5 protein-coding genes are annotated in these 4,136 nt (G+C 71.1%); 3 read left to right on the forward strand and 2 right to left on the reverse strand.

Annotated elements, in window-relative coordinates:
• On the forward strand, positions 1–1,039 hold a 1,039-nt coding region (gene hrcA, locus VGD32_RS05895), incomplete at its 5' end, for a heat-inducible transcriptional repressor HrcA (protein WP_331030973.1).
• Positions 1,040–1,086: 47 nt separating this feature from the next.
• Positions 1,087–1,668: a nucleotide exchange factor GrpE gene (gene grpE, locus VGD32_RS05900; protein WP_414644349.1), complete on the forward strand. Its 582-nt coding sequence runs from the start codon at positions 1,087–1,089 to the stop codon at positions 1,666–1,668.
• Positions 1,669–1,853: 185 nt separating this feature from the next.
• Here grpE and VGD32_RS05905 read toward each other — a convergent pair whose 3' ends face one another.
• On the reverse strand, positions 1,854–2,756 hold the full coding sequence (locus VGD32_RS05905; RefSeq protein ID WP_331030975.1) for a dienelactone hydrolase family protein: 903 nt from the start codon (positions 2,754–2,756) through the stop codon (positions 1,854–1,856).
• 100 nt (positions 2,757–2,856) lie between these two features.
• Entirely contained in the window at positions 2,857–3,222 is a 366-nt protein-coding gene (locus VGD32_RS05910) for a hypothetical protein (protein WP_331030976.1), read from the reverse strand.
• Between the two features lie 288 nt (positions 3,223–3,510).
• Between VGD32_RS05910 and VGD32_RS05915 the strand changes: the two genes are divergently transcribed.
• Positions 3,511–4,136: Hsp70 family protein (locus VGD32_RS05915; protein WP_331030977.1), on the forward strand; the 626-nt coding region annotated here is incomplete at its 3' end.

The following is a 4,136-nucleotide window of genomic DNA, read 5'->3' on the forward strand; positions in this document are numbered from 1 at the left end:
CGCCCTCGACGAGCGGGCGCGCGACATCTTCCGGCGCATCGTCGAGACCTATCTGCAGACCGGCGAGCCGGTCGGGTCGCGCACCCTGTCGCTGACCGGCGTCGCCCTGTCCCCGGCCTCGATCCGCAACACCATGCAGGATCTGACGCTGGCGGGCCTGCTGGGCGCGCCGCACACCTCCGCCGGGCGCATCCCGACCCACGCCGGCCTGCGCCTGTTCGTCGACGGCCTGCTGGAGATCGGCGACGTCGGGGCCGAGGAGCGGCGCGAGATCGACGCCCGCCTCGCCGGCAGCGGCCGCAGCTTCGACGAGGCGCTGAACGAGGCTTCCGCCCTGCTGTCGGGCCTCGCCGGCGGGGCCAGCATCGTCGCCAGCCCGGTGCGCGAGGCCGGGGTCAAGCACGTCGAATTCGTCGCCCTTGGCCACGACCAGGCCCTGGCCGTGCTGGTCGCCGACGACGGCACGGTCGAGAACCGGCTGATGCCGCTCAAGGCGGGGGTGACGCCCTCGACCCTGACCGAGGCGTCGAACTTCCTCAACGCCCGGCTGAAGGGCCGCCCGCTGCACGAGGCGCGCACCGAGATGCGCACCGAACTGGACGCCGCCCGCCGCGAGCTGGACGCCGCCGCCGCCCGGCTGGTCGAGGACGGGCTCGCCGCCTGGTCGGGCGGGGCCGAGCGCGAGCGGGCCCTGATCGTGCGCGGCCGGGCCAACCTGCTGCAGGACCGCGAGACGGTCGAGGATCTGGAACGGGTGCGGGTCCTGTTCGACGATCTGGAGCAGAAGGAACAGCTGATCGGCCTGCTGGACGGCGTCTCAACGGCCCAGGGCGTGCGCATCTTCATCGGCGCGGAAACGCGTCTGTTTTCGCTTTCGGGTTCCGCCGTCATCGCGGCGCCCTATATGACGGGCCGGCAGCGGGTGTTGGGCGCCATCGGCGTGATCGGCCCCGCGCGACTGAACTACGCCCGTGTCATACCGTTGGTGGACTATACCGCCCGGGTGCTGGGCCGGATTCTGGACGGACAAGAGACTTGAGCGACATTCACGACGACACCCCGACCTCCGAAGAGCTGTCCGCCGACATCGGCGAGACCGAAGGGTTCGATGGCGAGCCCGACGACGGCCTGGGCCCGATCGACGCCCTGATCGCCGAACGCGACCAGTGGAAGGACCGCGCCCTGCGCGCCGTGGCCGAGGCCGAGAACACGAAGAAGCGCGCGGAGACCCAGTCCAACGACGCCCGGGCCTACGCGATCCAGCGCTTCGCCCGCGACCTGCTGGGCGTGGCCGACAACCTCGAGCGGGCGCTGCAGGCGGCGCCGAAGAACGCCGACGCCGGCGAGGCCGGACTGGTCACCGGACTGGAGTTGACCCAGAAGTCGCTGCTGCAGGCCTTCGAGGCCAACAATCTCAAGCGCGTCGCGCCGGAACCGGGCGAGGCCTTCGACCCGCACCTGCACCAGGCCATGATGGAACAGCCGTCTGACACGGTTCAGGGCGGTCAGGTGATCCAGACGCTGCAGGCGGGCTACGCCCTGTTCGGCCGCACCGTGCGCCCGGCCATGGTCGTGGTCGCCGCCAAGGGCTCCGGCGCCGCGGCCGGCAATGCGGCCTATGCCAGGGCCGCGGAAGCCGACGGCGGAAATTTCGACGGCAAGGCCTGACGCCGAGGGGCCGCTAAACCCCCCCACCGTCATCCTCGGGCTTGACCCGAGGATCAGACTGTCCGGTGCTCCGTGGAAGCGATACACGGGCGCGGTCGCGGGGCCGCTCCCGATCGCACAGATCGCCCCCCGCCTCTGATCCTCGGGTCAAGCCCGAGGATGACGGGAGGGAAGAGGCGAGGCCGCTAGCCCTTCAGCCGCGCCTCGAACAGGGCCAGCAGCCTGGCCCAGCCGTCCGCGGCGTCGGCCGCCCGGTAGCTGTCGCGGTAGTCGGCGTGGAAGCCGTGCGGCGCGGCGGGATAGACGTCGATCCGGCTGTCGGTCTGGCCGGCGCGCTGCAGGGCGCTGCGCATGGCCTCGACCGTGTCCAGCGGGATGCCCCGGTCAGCCTCGCCGTAGAGGCCCAGCACGGGCGCCTTGAGGTCGTCGGCCACATCGACCGGCCACGGGGCCCCGGCGGCGGCCTGTTCCGGCGTGGCGTTGGCGGGCGGGGCGAGGCGGCCGTACCAGGCCACGCCGGCGTCGATGGCCGCGAACCGCGCCGCCGCCTGCCACACCACCTTGCCGCCCCAGCACCAGCCGGTGATCCCGACCTTGTCGGCGTTGGCCCACAGCTGCTGACTGGACCAGTCGAGCGTGGCGGCGATGTCTCCCATGACCTGTTCATAGCCGGCCGCGGCGACGATCTCCTGCACCCGGGTCATCTCGGCGCCCGCCGGGTCGGCCACCCGCACGAAGAAGGCCGGGGCGATGGCGGCATAGCCCGCTCTGGCCAGCCGACGGCAGACGTCGCGGATATATTCGTGCACGCCGAAGATCTCCGACACGACCACGACCACCGGGAAGGGGCCGTCGCCGGCCGGTCGCGCCACATAGGCCGGCAGATTGAAGCCGTCCGGCGCCGGATAGGTCACATTGGCCGTCTCCAGCCCGTCCGCCGGCGTGGTCACCGGGCTGGCCTGGGCGGCGAGCGCGGCCGGCGCGTAGCCGGCGAAGAACAGCCCGCCGAGGCCGCCCGCGGCGAGGGCGCGGCGGCTGAAGCGGAAGTCGTCGGCCTCGGGGCCTTCGGGACGGACGAGGTCTGGCATCGGGGCCTCCATCGCGGGAAAGCGGGACAGTGGCGCGGCTTCCCCGGGCCGTCGAGTCACGGGGGAGTGATGGGGGCCTTGTCGGCGCCTGTGCCGCCCCTCACCGCGTCAGATAATAATCCGCGATGCGGCAGACGTTGATGTTCTCGCGCAGCAGGACCTGGCCGCCGGCGAGCTCCGCCCGCAGGTCGTAGAGGCACCCGCCGGCGCCGTCGTCGATGGTCACCGGCACGCTGGCGCCGCTGGACACCGGCGTTCCGCCCAGCAGGTCGGCGCCGAAGGTTCCGGTGCGGACATCGGCCGCCTGGAGCTTCTGCAGGGCCACGCCGGTCTGGTTGTGGACCCGGACGCGGCGATTCTGGCCGTCGCGGGACTGGCCCCCCGGCGCGGCCGCGGCGTCGGCCAGCCCCGCCGCGCCAAGCGAGGCGGCGATCACGGCGGCGGTGAACAGTCTGCGGGCGAGCATGGCCCCTCCTCCTGACCCGCGCACCGGCGGATCGTTAACGCCAGTATATGTCGTTGCGCGCTTCGTGACACACCTGACGGAGACTGACGCTGAATCGCGATCAGGCCTTGCGGGCGGGGGGCGGTTTCCCATATCGGCGACAACCGCCGGAAAACCCCGCAGTCCGTGGGGCTTTGCGCCGGAACCGTACATTCGACCCAAGACCCTGACACCGGGGGCGGTCACGCGCGGCGCTTAGCTCTGAAAGGCCGCCGCACCGCCCGCTGAAATGGAGTGAAAGACCAACCAATGGCCAAGATCATCGGCATCGACCTGGGCACCACCAACTCGTGCGTGGCCGTCATGGACGGCAAGAACCCCAAGGTCATCGAGAACGCGGAAGGCAACCGCACGACTCCGTCGGTCGTCGCCATCCAGGACAACGGCGAGGTGCTGGTCGGCCAGCCCGCCAAGCGTCAGGCCGTGACCAACCCGACCAACACCTTCTTCGCCATCAAGCGCCTGATCGGCCGCAACTTCTCCGATCCCGTGGTGGCCAAGGACAAGGGCATGGTGCCCTATGAGATCGTCAAGGGTCCGACCGGCGACGCCTGGGTCAAGGCCCACGGCAAGGACTATTCGCCCCAGCAGGTCTCGGCCTACACCCTCGGCAAGATGAAGGAGGCCGCGGAGGCCTACCTCGGCGAGACCGTCACCCAGGCCGTCATCACCGTTCCCGCCTATTTCAACGACGCCCAGCGTCAGGCCACCAAGGACGCCGGCAAGATCGCCGGCCTCGAGGTGCTGCGCATCATCAACGAGCCGACCGCGGCCGCCCTGGCCTATGGCCTCGACAAGAACGACGGCCAGAAGATCGCCGTCTACGACCTCGGCGGCGGCACCTTCGACGTCTCGATCCTCGAGATCGGCGACGG

The organism is Brevundimonas sp., from assembly GCF_036402095.1.
Classification (GTDB): Bacteria; Pseudomonadota; Alphaproteobacteria; order Caulobacterales; family Caulobacteraceae; genus Brevundimonas.

Coding starts and splice junctions, on each gene's coding strand:
- VGD32_RS05905 (WP_331030975.1), bottom strand. CDS start 2,756: ATGCCAGACCTCGTCCGTCCCGAAGGCCCCGAGGCCGACGACTTCCGC.
- VGD32_RS05910 (WP_331030976.1), bottom strand. CDS start 3,222: ATGCTCGCCCGCAGACTGTTCACCGCCGCCGTGATCGCCGCCTCGCTT.